Raw genomic sequence first — 16101 nt, forward strand, 5'->3', positions numbered from 1 at the left:
TTTTCCGTCAGCTTTGTACCAGGCGCATCGGGTGATAGGGAGGGCTGGCGGGTTCTGTCTGCCTTTCTGTCGGTTCCTGCCTTTGCCCCTTTTGTCTCAAGCTATCCTCAACCTTTCTGTTCTTTTAAGATTCCTTTGATTCCCTGTTCTAAGTTCGGGGAGAAAAATCGCATATTTTTCAGATGCTTGAACCATGTCTCTGTGCCGTGGCACCCGGCTCTGTGTGCCAGATCTTCTGAGTCACGGTGCCGGATTGCCCGGCTTTTTGTGCCCCAGCCCACGGCTTCATATGCCTTACTTCACGGGGGAGGCGGCTTGCTGTGCCGGATTGTCCGGGGGAGGTTTGAGGGGAAATCGCAACATCCTATAAAATCAAACTCTTAGCCCTATTCCCTGTGCCGGATTGCACGGGATTTCCGGCCTCTGACCGGGCCTTCCTGTGCCGGATTGCACGGGGAGCCCTCGCCATTCTGTGCCAGAACGCACGGTCAGCCCCCCGATTCACCGCCGATTCCGCTGCATTTTCCGGGTGATTCCTCGGCACAGTCTGGGGCCGGCGCGTGTTTGTGCCTGATCTCACGGGACGAATCCGGGGGTGCTGCCCTTGCTGTGCCGGATGTCACGGCTGTGACGGGCATTTGACGCTGTCACTGTGCCATCTCGCACGGGTTTGATGATTCTCGCTTGATCCTGTGCCTGTGCTGGTGATGCTGTGTCACAGTGACATCGCGCAGGGGGGAGCGGAATTTAATGGCGGCCAGTGCTGCAATGCCCAAGCCGGAGATGGTGCGGCCGCGCATCAGCGGCAATGTGTTGGATCTATCGACCGATCCGACGCTGCCCAAACCGCGCACCCAGATTGAGGTGATGGAGACCGGTAACGGCCTGACATTAGCCGATCGCAAGCTGTTCAACGTGCTGCTGGCCTATAGCTGGGACAAGCTGGCCGACCCGAACGCCGTGTTGCCGCCCTTCCGCGCCTCCACCGCCGATCTGCGCCGCGCCATCGGCGATGATACGGAAAGCAATAATGTGCGTCTGCGCCAGTCCTTCGACCGGTTGATGCAGACACTGGTGCGTTTCCCCTATTGGAGTGAGGCAGACCAGCAGCTGAAGGAGGGTGGTTCGCCCCTGCTGGCCTTCCGCGCCTTGCCGCGCGGGGCCGGCTATGCGGAATGGGAGTTTCCGCCCAAGCTGCGCCCGCTGCTGGCCAAGCCGGGCGCCTGGGCGCGCATCCATCTGGCCATCTGCGCCCAATTCTCCTCCAAATATTCCCTGGCACTTTATGAGCTGTTGAGTCTGCGGGTCAACCTGCGCGAACCGCGCTGGGAAGTGACGATCGATGATCTGCGCGAAAGCTTGGGCTGTACGGAGAAAATGCCCAACTATGCGCATTTTCAGCGCCGGGTTCTGGACCCCGGTATCAAGGAAATCAATGAGTTAAGCGGATTGCTGATCGCTTATGAGGAAATCCGTTCGCATGGGCGCGGCCGCAAGGTGGAAAAGCTGATCTTCGATGTGAAGAAGAAATCGAACAGCGATCTGGTCGCCACCGCCCGCATCACCGAATTTGCCAAGGCGCCGGTGGGCAAGGGGGCCCATGCCGGCACCCGTGATCAGGACACGCCGGACCTGGAGGATGGCCGCACCGACCGGGAACGCGGCCCCGCCGGCGTGCTGGGCCTGATTCAGCGCGTCTCGCTGGAGGTGGTGGAAGAGCTGGTGACGCAATATCCCGATGTGGATATGCAGACGGCGATTTTCAGCTGGGCGGAATGGGCGCTGCGCCAGAAGGAGCCTTGCCGCAACCCCTCTGCCGCCTTCCGGGCCTGGCTGGAAAAGCTGCATCCCACGGCATCGGGGCCGGTACAGATCACCCCGCCGGGGTCTGAACCCTCGGCGGCGGCGGTGCGGGCGGCCCAATTCCTTTCTGGGGAACCCTATACCGTGCGCGCCCGCTGGTATCGCCGGGCCAAGGAATTGGGGGCAAAGGAAATGCGCGCGGCCACGGCGCCGGAAAATCTGCCCCGCTGGGTGGGGCTGGTGGCGGAAGAGGTGGTGGCCGGGCTGCGGGCATAAAAAAAGCGGGGCCCGACGGCCCCGCTTTTGACGGAAGAATAAGCCGGGCTTTAACCTTCCCGGCCCAGGCTTTCCAACAGATCGGCATATTCCAGCAGGCGACTGCGGAAGGCTTCCAGCCGTTGACGATCCGCCTTGGAGAGCTTGGTTCCATCTTCCTGCAGGGCTTGAACACCCTGTTCCAGGCCCCTTTCCAGCTTGCCCAGGCCGGCGATGAAGCGCTTGGGCGTCATCTGTTTCGGTTCGCTCAACGGTTTGGCGATGTCCGGTTTCAATCGCGCATCACGCGCTTCCCGCACGGTCAAAGCGCCCTGGCGGGCCTTTTCCCATAAGGTCAATTGTTGTGGATATTCCATGCGTGCCAGTTCCAGAAGAACAGCTTTGGGAATATCGCTGTGTGACGTCACACAGTCCCGCTGAATATCAGCGTGAAGTTTCAGCAAAGTCAGGGTTGTATTGACTTCAGTGCGCGAACGACCCAACAGGTCGCCCACTTCTTCTTGATTATACTCATGCGCTTCGATCAGGCGGCGGATGCCTTCCGCCTCTTCCACCGGGCTGAGATCGACGCGCTGCAGATTTTCGATCAGGGCGATCTGCTCAGTATTGGTCTCCACCGGCAGGATATGGGCCATGATCCGGCTCATCCCGGCCATGGATGCTGCGCGCCAGCGCCGTTCACCGGCCACCAGCATGAAATGCTTCGGCTCCGTCGGGTGCGGCGTCACCAGCACGGGCGACAGCTGCCCCACCTCCCGCATGGAGGTGGCCAGGCCCTGCAGCTCCGTCTCATCAAAAAAACGCCGCGGCTGGTGCGGGTTGGGCACCACATCGGACAGGCGCAGCATCACCGTATCGCGCAAGCCCTCGGTATCGCCGAACAGCAAATCCGCGCCCGGCCGTTCCAGGCTTTCACCGATGCTTTTCACCACCGGTTGCTGTGCGCCGGCCTTACGCCAATTCTTAACCATTGACGATCTCCTGCGCGATGGTGCGGTAAATATTGATCGGATGTGATTTCGGCAGCGCCTTCAAGGGCAATTGCCCGGCATAGGTTGCCTGATCAATCTCGGTGGAGCGGGGGACGGGTGCGAAAATCCGGGTTTTTGACCCCACCGTCTCCTGCAGATCGGCCAGAACCTGCTGTTCCACCGCAAAATTGCGGTTGAACATGGTGGGCAGGATGCCCAAGACGGTCAGGCTGGGATTCTGCCGGCGCTGGATTTTCTGCACCGTGTCGAAAATCAGCGGAATACCGCGCACATCATAACGGCTGGCCTTGGTTGGGATCAGCAGCGCATCGGCGGCGATCAGGGCGCTGACAGTGATCAGTGCCAGTTCCGGCGGGCAATCGATGACAATATAATCATAATCGCGCTGAATTTCCGACAGACGTTCCCGCAGCACATAGCGCCCATCATCCGGGTCCAGCAGGATTTTGATCTGCGCTTCGGCCAGCGCGATGGTACAGGGCAGCATGTCGAACCCGTCCAGCGCGACGATGGCGTCGCGGATGGCGGTTTCGCCGAACAGCACATCTTCCAGCCCCCGCTTTTCATCCTGCACGGTCAGCGGGTCCAGCCCCGCCCCTTCCGTGGCGGTGGCCTGCTGATCGGCATCGACGATCAGCACCTTTTTGCCCAGTTCCCCCAGCGCATAGCCCAGATTCAGCGACGTGGTGGTTTTTCCCACCCCGCCCTTCTGGTTGGCGACGGCAATAATCTTGGCGACGCGCTGGCTGGCGGCGGCCAGGAACTCCGCCACCCGCACCGGCAGCCGTTCGGCCCCGGATTCCCAGCGGCTGATGGTGGCATTATCATATTTGCGGCCGAGTTTGGTGTTCACCCAGGCAGCAAAGGCCGCCTGGCTTTCGCCACGGCGCTCGCGGAACTGGCGCAGTTCATCGGGGGTCATTGCAGGCCCATCATCGCGTTACGGGATCGGGAAAGCTTGTTGTTGGTTGAGACTTGTCTCAACCTGACAAGAAAGTCAATGATGCCCTGTAACCCGTGAAATTCGGCACAAAGAGCGTAGATTGCTACCTCTCATTAAGTGTTTGTAATTACAGTGAAAATTATCCGTTCTACACCGTCCCGTTCTTGCTGTGCCAAATTGCACGGGGTCGGTTTCAGGCTTTATGTGCCGGATATCACGGGTCTGTGTGACGTCGCACAGCGGCGCGGGAAGCGCCTTACTGTGCCGGATTGTCCGGGGCCGAAACGGCTGCCGCCACCCGGCGCAGCACCCGGTTCCTGTCGCCGCTGCCGGCCTGTTCAGCCGTTTCGGCTGCTGGGCTTTGTCATGCTGGTTGGTAAGGCAACGCCGCAGGGCGGCGATACAAGCAAATACCCAGGGAGGACAGACCATGGATATTCATGCCCCGATCAGCAGCGATGCCATCGGCCTGGAAGACCGCTGGTGCGCCCATAATTACAAGCCATTGCCCGTGGTCATCACCCGCGCCGAAGGGGCCTGGATGTGGGATGAACAGGGGCGACGTTATCTGGACATGATGAGCGCCTATTCGGCGGTCAATCTGGGCCATGGTCATCCGCGCATCCTGCGCACCCTGATCGAACAGGCGAGCCGGGTCGCCGTCACTTCCCGCGCCTTTCACACCGACCGGCTGGGGCCGTTCCTGGCCCGGCTCTGTGCGTTGACCGGGCTGGATGGCGCGGTGCCGATGAATACGGGGGCCGAGGCGGTGGAAACCGCTATCAAGGCCGCCCGGCGCTGGGGCCATAGGGTGAAGGGCATCCCCGCCAACCATGCGCAGATTCTGGTGGCGGAGGGCAATTTCCATGGCCGCACCACCACCATTGTCGGTTTCTCCAGCGAGCCCGCCTATCGGGATGGGTTCGGCCCCTTCGCCCCCGGCTTCCGCACTGTGCCCTATGGCGATGCGGCGGCGATGGAGGCGGCCATCTGCCCCAACACCGCCGCCATTCTGGTGGAACCGATCCAGGGGGAAGCCGGCATTGTGGTGCCGCCGGAAGGCTATCTGCGCCAGCTGCGCGAGATTTGCGACCGGCACAATGTGCTGCTGATCCTGGACGAGATTCAATCCGGCCTGGGCCGCACCGGCCAATGGTTCGCCTTTCAGCATGAAGCGATCCGCCCCGATGGGCTGTGCCTGGGCAAGGCGCTGGGCGGCGGGGTGCTGCCGGTTTCCGCCTTTGTCGCCCGCCGCGATGTCATTGACATGTTCGTCCCCGGCAACCATGGCAGCACCTTCGGCGGCAACCCGCTGGCCGCCGCCGTCGGCCTGACAGCGCTGGAGGTGCTGGAAGAGGAAGGGCTGGTGCAGCGCTCCGCCGAACTGGGCCAGCATATGCGGGACCGGCTGACGGCGCTCGCCCATCCCGCCATCCGCGCCGTGCGTGGGCGCGGCCTGTGGCTGGGGGTGGAGATCGATCCCGGCTTTGCCAGCGCGCGGGCGGTATGTGAGGCGCTGATGGCCCGCGGCGTGCTGTCCAAGGAAACGCATGAAACGGTGATCCGCTTCGCCCCGCCTTTGGTGATCGAGCGGGCCGATCTGGATTGGGCCATCGACCGGTTCGCCGAAACCCTGGAAGCCCTGCGGGCTTAAGGGCAGGGGAGGCGGAACATGCAGATGATGACAGGATGCCGAACCGGCTGGTTCGGCCTGATCGGTGCGCCCACCGATGTGGGCCATACGGATTGCGGGGCGGCCCAGGGGCCGGCAGCCTTGCGTGAAGCCGGGCTATTGCGGCGGTTGGCAGGGACAGCACTGGTGGCCGATATGGGCGATGTGACCGGTCCCGCCTATGATGGCACCACCGGGCCGGATGGCAGCCGCAATCTGGCCCAGACGGCCGCCTGGTGTGCGGCGGTGCGCGACCGGGTGGCCCGCGTGCTGGCCACCGGCGGCACGCCGCTGTTGCTGGGCGGTGATCACGCCATGGCGCTGGGCTCAGTCGCCGCCAGTGCCGCTTATGCCGCCCGGCTGGGGCGGCCGCTGCATCTGCTGTGGGTGGATGCGCATCCGGATTTCAACACGCCGGAAACCTCCCCGTCCGGCAATACCCATGGCTTGCCGGCGGCCAGCATCTGTGGGCTGGGGGCGCCGGAATTGCTGGCGGTCGGGGCCTTCACGCCGCTGGTGCCGCCGGGCCGGCTGACCCAGATCGGCGTGCGCGACATTGATCCGGGGGAGGCGGAGAATCTGGCCCGCGCCGGGGTGCAGCCGCTGGGCATGGGGATGGTTCGCCAGCACGGCATCACGCCCCTGCTGGCCGATCTGCTGCAGCGGGTGAAGGCTGAAAATGGCCTGCTGCATGTCAGCTTCGACCTGGATGTGCTGGACCCGGCCATCGCGCCGGGTGTGGGCAGCCCGGTGCCCGATGGGCTGGATGCTGCCAGTGCGCGGGTGGCCCTGGCCCTGCTGGGCGACAGCGGGCTGGTCACGGCGCTGGATCTGGTGGAACTGGCGCCGCGTCACGACCGCGATGGCCAGACGCTGGACCTGTCCATCGGTTTGCTGACGGACTTTCTGCAGGGGGAAGGGCGGGCAGGCACCATGCCTGACGTGGCCGCGTGAGCGGCGGGGGGCTGCGATATCGCCCCCGCCCCTGTTATAATGCTCGGCCCCCCACCCAAGGCCCTTGCCCATGAGCCCTTCCCGACGTCGCCTGGACCAGATCGACCAACGTATCCTGATGGCGCTGCAGCAGGATGGCCGCATTACCAACCAGGCCTTGTCGGAAAAGGTCGGGCTGTCACCGCGCCCCTGCCTGGAACGGGTGCGCCGGCTGGAACGCGAAGGGCTGATCCGGCGCTATCAGGCGGTGCTGGATATAAGGCGGCTGCAATCCTGTATCACCGTGCTGGCGCAGATCGCCATGGAACGGCATGGCCGCGAAAGCCGTCAGCTGTTCGAACGCCGGCTGGCCAATACGCCGGAGGTGGTGGAATGTTTTGAGGTCAGCGGCGCCTTTGATTATGTGGCCAAGCTGATCTGCCCGGATATTGATGCCTATCAGGAACTGACGCAAAGCTGGATCGATGACAGCGAACTGGGGGTGGTGCGGGTGACCAGCAACATCGTGCTGCGCCCGGTGCGCGACATGGCCCCCATCCCCCTGTTCGGGCAGGAGGAATAACCGATTGCCCGCTTCACCGCCCATGCGCCCCATGGCAGTCTGCCGGCATCGGTTCTCAGGTGAAGGATGTCCCCGGGTATGGCATTTTGCGATCTGCTGCCGCAACAGCCGGCACCGCTTTGTCAGCGCCAGATTGCCCTGACCGCCCGCCATCTTCTGCCCATCCGCAAAGCGCTGTTCCAGTATCTGCTGGCGATGCGGCGGGAGATTGACCGGGTGCTGGCCCCGCAATGCCTGCCGCAGATGGGAAAGACCTATCCGCTGGGCCGCTGCCTGGAAATCAGCATGGTGGCCTTTCAGGAGCTGGAGCGCCGCATTGCCGCCCCCGTCCATCCGGTGGAACGGGTTCTGGCCAGCTTTGCCGGCCAGGGCGGCATTATCCGCTCCATCTGGGGCGCCTTGCGCGGGCGGTTCTTTCAGAATGCCATGCAGTTTGGCGGGCTTTATGTCGATGTCGCCAATGATACGGTGACCATCACCAAGCCCAAGGTGGAAATCATGCCCTTGGCGCAGAGCGGGATGGAGCCGGTGCGCGACATCGCCCATTTCGCAGAGATCGCCGGCATCTATCTGGGCGCCCAGGTCTATCCCAACCTCGTGGTTCCCTCGCTTGCCCCCCTCCTGCCGATGATTGTGGAGGTGCCGGGCCATTTCCCCACCCTGCATTGCAGTGGCGATTACATGGTGGAACTGCTGATGCGTTCCGGCTTCGGCCTGTCACATGACTGGCTGCAGGCGGCCCCGCCCCCACCGCCGGAGACATTGGCCCGGCTGGCGACACGGGTGCCGCCGGACCTGCTGGTAGCCGATCCGGTGGCCGGGCGGGCAGCGGCGCTGCAGGCCTGTCTGGCGGCGCGCGACCATGGCCTGACCAGGAATGCCAGCTGGCGGGCTGAACGGATGCGCGACCATCAGCGCATCCAGTCCCCGCTGTTATACCCAGAGCCATAGGTCATGACTCTGGGTATTTAACAGTTCCCTCAATCGCCGGGCGGCGGCGTCCGCCGCCTTGGCTCACGCCGCACGTGCGGCGGGCCGGCAGTCGCCGGCCTCCAGGGGGCATGTCCCATGCCCCCTGGAGTTAGGGGGCGGCCGTCGGTGCTGTCGCCTGCAGGCGCCGCTTCGCCCCGTTGGCAATCATCTCCGCCAGATGCTCATAATTCCCGTCGAAATGGTGGCCGCCCTCGGTGGTGATGGTCTCTACCCCCATTTTCTGCAGCGTCGGGCAGAGGCTTTCCTCATCCTCCTTGCCGTTGAAGCACTGGATCAGCCCCGGCGGGATGCGCTTCAGTTCCGGCAGTACGGGTTCGGCCTTTTCATCGTCATTGTTCAGGAACTCATCCAGCGAGATCTCAAAACTCGCCTTGTCGGACACACCCAGCAGGGAAAGCTGGTGCACCGCCGCCTTATCCTCCTCCGGCAGCTGGTTATAGATGGCGGGCAGCACATCGGCCCCGAAGGAATAGCCGACCAGCACCACCCGGGCCTCCGGCCATTTCGTGTGGTAGAAGCGGATCATACGTGACAGGTCACGCGCAGCCTCGGCGGGTTTCTTGTAAGACCAGAAATAACGCAGCATATCCACGCCGATGGTGGGGATACCCTCCGCCACCAGCCGTTCGGCAACATCCTTGTCCAGATCGCGCCAGCCGCCATCCCCGGAATAGACAAAAGCCATCACGCCCAGGGCCGGCTTGGTCGGCATTTCCACCAGCGGCAGACTGTCCAGCGTATTGTCATCCGTTGGTGCCAGGGTGGCGATGCGGGCCATTACCGCCTCGGCCAGGGCATCGGCGGGGAGCGCCGGGCTGTGGATTGGCTCCGGTGCGCGCATGGTGGCGGCTTCGGTGGTCGCCCGCGCCGGATCGCCGTTACTGGTCACGATTACCTTGGTGAAAAGCGGCGGGCTGTCGCTGTTGATATCATCATTGGGGCAGATTGGCCGCTTCGGTTCCCCGCCGGGGGCGGGGTCAATGGCCACCACGCCGCCCGTGGTAGCGCGGGATGTTTCCGCCCCGATGCGCAGCGCCAGGGTAGCGCCGGGGCCGATGCCGGCCAGCACCGGCAGGTGGTAATTGCCGCTGCGCAGATAGCGCTGGGTATTGCGGCTGATATCCTCCACCACCCATTTCGGCTCCAGGCATTCCACCTTTTCCCGTTCCATGGCGGCCAGAGTCTGATCCAGGCTGGCACCGATGACCAGGATGCCCTGATCGGCCAGGCGTTCGGCCAGTTCCTGTTCGGCAGCGCCCCAGCCCTTGCCTTGGGAGAACAGGATCACCGCGCCGGTATTGCCGCCGACGGGCTGGTACAGGTGCAGCCGGCCCAGCAGCCCACCGGGCTGGGTGGGGGGCAGATATCCCGTATGGGGAACGTCGTGCCAGGTACGCCAACCGAAAAATGTCAGCAATGACAAGGTGATGACCCAGATCAGCACCAGCTTTGCACTTTTACTCATTTACCCACCACACCCCGCAAACCGCCGCTGATCAGCACGGTGACATCGGCCAGGGCCAGCATCGGGTTGATGCCGCCAGAAACCGCCATGTACCGTGCCTCCCACCGGGGCTGGAACTTGGATTTGAAGGCCCGCAGGCCGCTGAAATTATAGAAACGGTCGCCATGGTCATAGACGGCGCGGCCCACCCGGTGCCAGATGCTGGCGGCATTGCTGTCCGACAGGCCGGCCAGCGGCGCCATACCCAGGTTGAAACGCTGATAGCCCTGTTCCTTGCACAGCAGAATCAGCCGCAGCAGCAGATATTCCATCGCCCCCGGCGGTGCCGCGCGGGAGAAGCGCATTAGATCAATGCTGATCTCCTCCTTCAGGTCTGTGCTCATCAGGTTGGCGAAGGCGACGATGGCGCCGTCACGCCGCAGCACGGCCACCGGCCGCAGCGCCAGGTAATCGGGCTCGAAGGCGCCTAAGGAGAAACGTTTCTCCCGCACCTCATGCGCCTCCAGCCAATCGTCGGAAACGGCCTGCAGCTCTGCCATGGCTGCCGGTACAGCCTCGGTCGGGATGATGTCGAACACCAGCCCGTCGCGCTCCCCCCGGTTCAGGGCGTTGCGCTGGTTGGCGCGTTTGGACCCTTTCAGGTCGAACGAGGGCAGGTCAAGGAAGGCATCTTCGCCCAGCTTGAAGGCGGCCAGCCCGGCATCGGCATAAAGCGCCAGATTTTCTGGTGCCACCTCATAGAACACGGCGCGGCCGCCGGCCGCACGGGCCATTTCCACAAAGCGCCAGACCAGTTGCGGCCAGGCATCACGCGGGCCGACCGGATCGAACAGGGCGATCCAGGATCGGCCCTGGCAGCCATACATGATGAAGGCCCGGCCATCGTCGGAGAACAGCAGGCTCTTGTCGCCCAGCAGGGCCAGCAGGGCACCGGTGCGCGGCTGGGCATCAACGATGGTGCGGGCGCGGGCCAGTTCTTCGGGCCCGGCAGGGCCGCTGCGTACCCGGCTGTGCCCCAGCAGGGACAGGGCTGCGGCCATGCCGGCCAGCAGCCCCACCCCCAGCATGGCGCGCAGGGAACGCGGCGCCTCCTCGGAAAACTCAAACTGCCACCAAAGGCCGTGGGCGTATTCCACATCCTTATAGACGAAGAATAGGATGGTCAGCGCCGTCAGCAGCAGCACCCCCACCGCCAGCAGCCAGCGGATGGTCAATGTCTGGTGCAGCAGGGAACTGCGCCGGTCGAACCGGCGCCGGCTGAACAGCAGCAGCAGCAGCAGGCTGGCCAGCAGGCACGCCTCCGTCAGGGCCAGCCCCTTGGCCAGCGACAGCAGGATGGCAACGGGCAGCATCGCCACGGCCGCCCACCAGGCACCATCCAGGCGATAGACCAGCCCGCGCGCCACAATGAACAGGCCCAGCCCCAGGATGGAGGAGAGAAAATGCGCCCCTTCCAGCAGGGGCAGCGGCAACAGGTCGGACAGCAGTTCCAGATTACCGTCTGCCGCCGGGGTGACGCCGGAAAAGATCAGCATGGCCGACAGCACCAGCGCCAGCGTGCCCAGCACCGGCGGCGCCATGCGCCCGCCCACCTTGCCCAGGCGCGATCCTGCCACGGCCAGGGCAGCACGCCGCGTTTCCAGCACACTGACCACCAGCCCGGCCAGCAGCAGCGGCACCACATGATAGATGACGCGATAAAGCAGCAGGGCGCCCAGCACCTGTTCGGTATCCACCCGGCTGCCCAGGGCGGCCAGGATCACCGTTTCAAACACGCCCAGCCCGGCGGGCACATGGCTCAACACGCCCAGCCCCACCGCCACGGCATAGACGGCAATGAAACCGGTCCAGCCGATATCCAGGCCGGGCAGCAGCAGCCACAGCGCACTGCCGGCGGCGGCGATATCGGCAATGGCGGCGGCCATCTGGCCCAGCATCAGCCGGGGTTTGGGCAGGACCAGCCGGGTCTTGCCCAGCTGCACGCTGCCCTGATGGCCGGCCAGCCAGATCAACAGGCCCAGCCCGGCCAGGATGGCAATGCCCAGCAGGCGCGGCACGCTGCCGGGCAGGCCCAGGGCGGCGATATCGCCCGCGATCAGCAGGCCCAGCCCGGTGGTGGCCGCCAGCCCCAGCCCGAAGGTGGCGGTGACAAAGGCGATGATGCGCGCCACCTCCTCCGGCTCCAGCCCATGCGGGGTGTAGAAGCGATAGCGGATGGCCCCCGCCGTCAGCGGGCCGAACCCGGCCGTATTGCCCACCGCATAGGCGCAGAAAGAGGCCAGCATGATGGTTGGCGACGGCATGGGCCGGCCGATCCAGGCCAGGGCGGCGCGATCATAGAAGGTCAACGCCAGGAAACTGGCCCCCGTCATGCCCAGGGCGGCGCCGATGGCCCAGAGCGGCGTGGCCCGCAGCGCCTCCATCACCTCATCATAGGAAATCTCATTGGCCAGCCGGGTGGCGGCGAACCATCCCGCCGCAGCCACCGCCAGCACGGCCAGGGCCGTCAGCGCGGTGCGCAGGTGCGGCCGCCTGCTGGCGGGCTCCGGGCCTAGCTCGTGATCGTCACGCATTCCAACGGGGTCCAGCTGCCTTTTTCCGGCGGCGATCATGCCGCAACCTTTGTCATAGAGCCACGGGCCCGCAAAGCATAGGGGGCGCAACAGTTTGGCACGGGCTGACATCGAAATTTCGCTTGAAACCAACCTTGCGGAGCCGGGGGCGGACGCGCCATGCTGGCGGCGCGTTTCCATCCTTGCCGGAGATCAAGAGTGCCAGACCAGCAGACGCGCCCCAATAATCTGGATGCCTTCTGGATGCCGTTCACGGCCAACCGGCAATTCAAGCAGGCGCCGCGCCTGCTGGTTTCCGCCAGCGGCATGTATTACCGCAGCGAGGATGGACGGCAGATTCTGGACGGCACTGCCGGTCTCTGGTGTGTCAATGCCGGCCATTGCCGGGCGGAAATCACCGCCGCCATCCAGAAACAGGCGGCGGAAATGGATTTCGCCCCCACCTTCCAGATGGGCCATCCGGTGGCGTTTGAGTTCGCTTCCCAGCTGGTGCAGCTGCTGCCGCCGGGGCTGGATCATGTGTTCTTCACCAATTCCGGCTCCGAATCGGTGGATACGGCGCTGAAAGTGGCGCTGGCCTATCACCGGTCACGCGGGGAGGGCCAACGAACCCGGTTCATCGGGCGGGAACGCGGCTATCACGGGGTTGGTTTCGGTGGCATCTCCGTCGGCGGCATCGTTACCAACCGCAAGGCGTTTGGCGCACAATTGCCGGGGGTGGACCATCTGCCCCACACCTATGACCGTGCCCATCAGGCCTTCAGCCGGGGCCAGCCGGAATGGGGCGCCCATCTGGCCGATGAGCTGGAGCGCATTGTCGCCCTGCATGATGCCAGCACCATCGCCGCCGTGATTGTGGAGCCGGTGGCCTGCTCCACCGGCGTGCTGGTGCCGCCCCAGGGCTATCTGGAAAAGCTGCGCGCCATCTGTGACAAGCACGGGTTGCTGCTGATTTTTGATGAGGTCATCACCGGTTTCGGCCGGCTGGGCGCGCCCTTTGCCACCGATTATTTCGGCGTGATGCCAGATATCATCACCGCGGCCAAGGGCTTGACCAATGCCACCGTGCCGATGGGGGCCGTCTTCTTCCAGAAGAAGATCTATGATGCCTTCATGACCGGGCCGGAAAATGTCATTGAGCTGTTCCATGGCTACACCTATTCCGGTCACCCGCTGGCCGCCGCCGCCGGTCTGGCGACGCTGGACCTCTATCGCAATGAAGGGCTGTTGACCCGGGCGGCGGAACTGGCCGGTTACTGGGAAGTGGCGATGCATTCGCTGCGCGATGCGGCCCATGTGGTGGATATCCGCAATCTGGGCCTGATCGGCGCCATTGAGCTGGAGCCGATTGCCGGCCAGCCGACCAGACGGGCCTTCAGCGCCTTCCTGAAATGTTTTGAAAAGGGCCTGCTGATCCGCACCACCGGCGACACCATCGCCCTGTCGCCGCCGCTGATCGTGGAGAAGGGGCAGATAGACCAGATCGTCGACACGATCCGCACGGTATTGACAGAGGTGGAATGAGGTAAAGCGGCGGAACCGGTCACGGTTCCGCCTGCTATTCTTGCTAGCGCCAGTCTAGAGCCGGGTGCGTTTAAACGGAAACACACCCGGCTCTAAGTCCTTGTTCAGCGAGCGGATTCACGCTCCAAAGCGATTCCGCTTTTCCGCGATCCGCTCTAGTAATCTTCTCTGCTGCTCCAAACCCTTAATTTACCGGCCCCAGCTCACGTCACCGCGTCCACCTGCTGGAACCGCGCTTCCCGCCAGCGCCCGCTTGCCATGATGTCCGCCAGCACGGCCACCGCGTCCCATACATCCACATAGCGCAGATAGAGCGGGGAGAAGCCGAAGCGCAGCGTGTCCGGCGCCCGGAAATCACCAATCACCCCCGCCTCAATCAGCGCCTTCATGATCGGATAGCCCTGCGGATGCGACAGCGCGACATGGCCGCCGCGTTCGGTCGCCAACCGCGGGCTTTCCAGGCTGAAACCGTGCCCGGTCACGCGTATTTCCAACAGTTCAATGAACATATCCCCCATCGCGCTGGATTTGGCGCGGGCCTGGGCCGCATCCGCCCTGCAGGCCAGATCGATCCCGGCCTCTGCCCCGGCCAGCGACAGGATGGGCTGGGTGCCGGTCAGCATCCGGGCGATGCCCTCGGCCGGTTGGAAGTCCCGGTCAAAGGCAAAGGGGGCCGCATGGCTCCACCAGCCCGACAAAGGCTGGCGCATGGACGCCTGGTGGCGGCGGGCGGCGAAGATGAAGGCGGGGCTGCCCGGCCCGCCATTGAGATATTTATAGCTGCAGCCGACGGCGAAATCCGCCCCGGCCCCATTGAGATCGACCGGCACCGCCCCGGCGCTGTGGCACAAATCCCAGACCGTCAGGGCACCTGCCGCATGGGCGGCCGCCGTGATCCCGGCCATATCCAGCAGATGCGCGGTCTTGTAATGCGCATGGGTCAGCGCCACCACGGCCACATCCGGGCCGATGGCATCCAGAATGCCGTCCTTCTCGACAAAGCGAATCTCGTGGCCGCGATCCAGAAACCGCGCCAGACCCTGGACGATGTAATTATTGGTGGGGAAATTGCTCCCCTCCATCACGATCACCCGGCGGTCGGGCCGCAGGTCCAATGCTGCGGCCACGGCCTTGAACAGATTCAGGCCGGTGGCATCGGTCACCACCATTTCCCCGGTCTCTGCCCCCAGCAGCCCGGCCAGCCTGTCGCCCAGCCGGCGCGGGGCGCTGTACCAGCCGGCGCTGTTCCAGCTGCGGATCAGCCCCTCGCCCCATTCCCTGGCCGCCACCTCGGCCACCCGCGCCGCCGCGCGGGCGGGCAGTGGGCCCAGCGAATTGCCGTTGAGATAGATGATCCCTTCCGGCAGGGCGAATTCCGCCCGGAAAGCGGCCAGCGGATCGGCCTGATCCAGCGCCGCCGCCTGTTCACGATTCATCATCGGGTTTATCCCTGTTCTGTCCGTCCCCCTGGCACATCATGATGGCGGGGCCGCGTCAAGCGGCTTGGTTCCCGCCCCGGCCTTGTGTTTATCTGCGCCCATCCTTCCCCCCAGACCGGGACCGCCCTGATGAGCCATTTTGCCTTTGATCCGCCGCCGATTGCCGCCCTGCCGGTGCTGGGTAGTGACAGCCTGTTTCCTGTCGGCCGCATCTTCTGTGTCGGGCGGAATTACGATTCCCATGCGCGCGAAATGGGGCAGGCCAACCGGGAGCCGCCGTTCTTTTTTACCAAGCAGCCCAATGCCCTGGTGGCGGGCGGCGGTGCCGTTCCCTATCCGCCGCTAACCGCCGACCTGCATCACGAGGTGGAACTGGTGGTGGCCATCGGTCCCGGCGGTTCCATTTTCGGCTATGGCGTGGGGGTGGATTTCACCCGGCGCGACCTGCAGGCGGAAATGAAAAAGGGCGGCAAGCCCTGGGACATGACCAAAAGCTTTGATGCCGCCGCTCCGGTTTCCGCCCTGCGCCCGGCAGCAGAGGTGCCGCAGGTGGCAACCGGCCGCATCCATCTGACGGTCAACGGCCTGCCCCGGCAGGAAGGCGACCTGTCGGAAATGATCTGGACCGTCCCGGAAATCATCGCCGAGCTGGCGCGTTACCAGCCACTGGCCGCTGGCGACCTGATCTTCACCGGCACCCCCGCCGGGGTGGGGGCCGTGCTGCCGGGTGACCGGCTGGAAGGTCATGTGGAGGGGGTTGGCTCCCTGGTGGTGGAAATCACCGTCGCCGGCTGACCCTCCGCCATTATTGACCGGATTGTATGGGGGCCTTGGGGTGGATGGTCGCAGTTCATGCGCCACCCCTGGCCCAGCCGCCCGAAACTGTTAGAAGAATGTCTGGCAGA

At 64.4% G+C, this 16101-nt stretch carries 12 protein-coding genes; 7 read left to right on the forward strand and 5 right to left on the reverse strand.

Translation table 11 applies throughout. The annotated features are described in order from the left end of the window. Positions 1 to 750 precede the first annotated feature (750 nt). Positions 751 to 2079 carry a replication initiation protein gene (locus CHB97_RS12050; protein WP_089288228.1) on the forward strand — a complete coding sequence of 443 codons (1329 nt, stop codon included), beginning with the start codon at positions 751 to 753 and terminating at the stop codon, positions 2077 to 2079. Between the two features lie 50 nt (positions 2080 to 2129). Here CHB97_RS12050 and CHB97_RS12055 read toward each other — a convergent pair whose 3' ends face one another. Together CHB97_RS12055 and CHB97_RS12060 are read right to left on the reverse strand one after the other, a co-directional pair. Further along, positions 2130 to 3050, reverse strand: coding sequence for a ParB/RepB/Spo0J family partition protein (locus tag CHB97_RS12055; RefSeq protein WP_089288229.1), 921 nt, complete (start codon positions 3048 to 3050; stop codon positions 2130 to 2132). Then, positions 3043 to 3993, reverse strand: coding sequence for an AAA family ATPase (locus CHB97_RS12060; RefSeq protein ID WP_089288230.1), 951 nt, complete (start codon positions 3991 to 3993; stop codon positions 3043 to 3045). The genes CHB97_RS12055 and CHB97_RS12060 overlap by 8 nt, the downstream gene beginning before the upstream one ends. 451 nt (positions 3994 to 4444) lie before the next feature. Between CHB97_RS12060 and rocD the strand changes: the two genes are divergently transcribed. From rocD to CHB97_RS12080, 4 genes are all read left to right on the forward strand, one after another. Further along, positions 4445 to 5668, forward strand: a complete 1224-nt coding sequence (gene rocD / locus CHB97_RS12065) for an ornithine--oxo-acid transaminase (protein ID WP_089288231.1) — start codon at positions 4445 to 4447, stop codon at positions 5666 to 5668. Between the two features lie 18 nt (positions 5669 to 5686). Continuing rightward, positions 5687 to 6640, forward strand: a complete 954-nt coding sequence (locus tag CHB97_RS12070) for an arginase (protein ID WP_089288232.1) — start codon at positions 5687 to 5689, stop codon at positions 6638 to 6640. 70 nt (positions 6641 to 6710) lie between these two features. Next, positions 6711 to 7202 carry an Lrp/AsnC family transcriptional regulator gene (locus tag CHB97_RS12075; protein ID WP_089288233.1) on the forward strand — a complete coding sequence of 164 codons (492 nt, stop codon included), beginning with the start codon at positions 6711 to 6713 and terminating at the stop codon, positions 7200 to 7202. Positions 7203 to 7280: 78 nt separating this feature from the next. Further along, positions 7281 to 8153 carry a hypothetical protein gene (locus CHB97_RS12080; RefSeq protein WP_089288234.1) on the forward strand — a complete coding sequence of 291 codons (873 nt, stop codon included), beginning with the start codon at positions 7281 to 7283 and terminating at the stop codon, positions 8151 to 8153. A gap of 130 nt (positions 8154 to 8283) precedes the next feature. On the opposite strand, the gene CHB97_RS12085 is transcribed toward CHB97_RS12080, so the two are convergent. Both CHB97_RS12085 and mprF read right to left on the reverse strand, forming a co-directional pair. Beyond that, positions 8284 to 9660 carry a virulence factor family protein gene (locus CHB97_RS12085; protein WP_089288235.1) on the reverse strand — a complete coding sequence of 459 codons (1377 nt, stop codon included), beginning with the start codon at positions 9658 to 9660 and terminating at the stop codon, positions 8284 to 8286. Next, positions 9657 to 12233, reverse strand: coding sequence for a bifunctional lysylphosphatidylglycerol flippase/synthetase MprF (mprF, locus tag CHB97_RS12090; RefSeq protein WP_089288236.1), 2577 nt, complete (start codon positions 12231 to 12233; stop codon positions 9657 to 9659). Before mprF ends, CHB97_RS12085 begins: the two co-directional genes overlap by 4 nt. Before the next feature lie 243 nt (positions 12234 to 12476). On the opposite strand from mprF, the gene CHB97_RS12095 reads away from it, so the two are divergent. Continuing rightward, the gene (locus tag CHB97_RS12095; protein WP_244559517.1) at positions 12477 to 13757 is read left to right on the forward strand and encodes an aspartate aminotransferase family protein; all 1281 of its coding nucleotides are present in this window, start codon (positions 12477 to 12479) and stop codon (positions 13755 to 13757) included. Between the two features lie 203 nt (positions 13758 to 13960). On the opposite strand, the gene kynU is transcribed toward CHB97_RS12095, so the two are convergent. Next, positions 13961 to 15196, reverse strand: coding sequence for a kynureninase (kynU, locus tag CHB97_RS12100; protein ID WP_089288238.1), 1236 nt, complete (start codon positions 15194 to 15196; stop codon positions 13961 to 13963). 129 nt (positions 15197 to 15325) lie between these two features. Here kynU and CHB97_RS12105 point away from each other — a divergent pair, with 129 nt between their 5' ends. Beyond that, the gene (locus CHB97_RS12105; protein WP_089288239.1) at positions 15326 to 15991 is read left to right on the forward strand and encodes a fumarylacetoacetate hydrolase family protein; all 666 of its coding nucleotides are present in this window, start codon (positions 15326 to 15328) and stop codon (positions 15989 to 15991) included. The last annotated feature ends 110 nt before the right edge of the window (positions 15992 to 16101 follow it).

The sequence above is a fragment of the Azospirillum sp. RU38E genome, assembly GCF_900188385.1.
Taxonomy (GTDB): Bacteria; Pseudomonadota; Alphaproteobacteria; order Azospirillales; family Azospirillaceae; genus Niveispirillum.